This is a genomic window from Mycoplasma zalophidermidis (assembly GCF_018913985.1).
Lineage (GTDB): Bacteria > Bacillota_I > Bacilli_A > Mycoplasmatales > Metamycoplasmataceae > Mycoplasmopsis > Mycoplasmopsis zalophidermidis.
In genome coordinates this window covers 1-1,168 of record NZ_JAHMHK010000016.1, presented here as the reverse complement: position 1 = coordinate 1,168, position 1,168 = coordinate 1, and the positions used below count along the sequence as shown (strand labels likewise).

Annotated in this window: 2 protein-coding genes; both read right to left on the bottom strand. The window is 27.2% G+C overall.

The genetic code is table 4. The features are described from left to right. Positions 1-652 (bottom strand): Mbov_0400 family ICE element protein (locus KQ878_RS03680; protein ID WP_216567971.1); only part of this gene is annotated, 652 nt, incomplete at its 3' end. Positions 653-959: 307 nt separating this feature from the next. Continuing rightward, the coding region (locus KQ878_RS03675; protein ID WP_216567970.1) for a hypothetical protein at positions 960-1,168 on the bottom strand (209 nt) is incomplete at its 5' end.

Here is a 1,168-nt window from a genome sequence, read left to right as displayed (position 1 = left end):
GATAACCATTATAGTTCTTATACATGTATTCATCTACATTTTCAGCGTTGCGATAATTCGTTAATTCCTCATCATCCATAACTTTTAAATGTTTAATAAGAGCTCTTAAATGTAAAACAGTAGCTACAGATTCGTTTGTTTGTACTAGATATCTTTTATCGAAATTTTCGTTCAAAGGTAGATCGTTCTCAATTTTAGTAGAAAATAAAACCTCATTAACGGATTTGAATTTTTCATTAACACTAATTCTCTGTATAGTTAAATGATCTGATTCCAAACTCTTATTCAATCCATCTATTACATTTTTTGTGTCTTTATTATTTAATTGATAAACAGGATTATGTTGATTATTTTTATAAAATTTGAAAAATTCTTCGCTTTTCATAACATGTATTGAAGAAGTATTTATATAAGATTTTTCAATGCTTCCGTTAAATCTAACTAATATTTCTCCCTTATGTTTTTTTCTACTATCATATCCTGTTCTCGCGTTGAGAAAATAAATATCGTTTGCACTATAAAATATAAGTAATGGCCTAATGTCTCTTCTTCCTCCTTGGGCTAAAATCTTAATACCATTTATGTCGTGCGAAAATGTATCTACTCTTTTTCTGATAGCAAAATTTGTTCTATCTCATGCTTTTGAAAACACAAAACCCTCCTTCAATTGATAAATTTATTACCTAATTCTTATTATCAATTAAAAAAAATAAAAACATAGCTTTATTTATAAATACTTACAAAATATTATAGTAAAACAAAAAAACTTATTTATTTTTTTGTTTTAAAAATAAAAAAAGCGACACAACCAGAAGTTGTGCCTGAAAAATAAATTTTCTCCGCTTGCCTGCTCACAACATATCCCACTTCCAAGTCTCAACTGCGGCTGATTCCACTTGGCGATTCAGATATATTTTGATAACTATATTATACACATAATATACATAAACCAAATAAAATTATTTAACTTTTTTATTTAGATATCTAACCTTTATAAATCAGCCAATAATACCACCAATCAAAACAATTCCCACGCCTAAAGGTACTAAAATCGTTAAAAGCAGATTTTGTTTAGATTTTGCTCTTTTAATTTCTTCTGCATCTTTAACAGGCACAGGTTCAACAGGTTTTACCTTATCTAAATTATCAATGATATCTAAACTAGTAA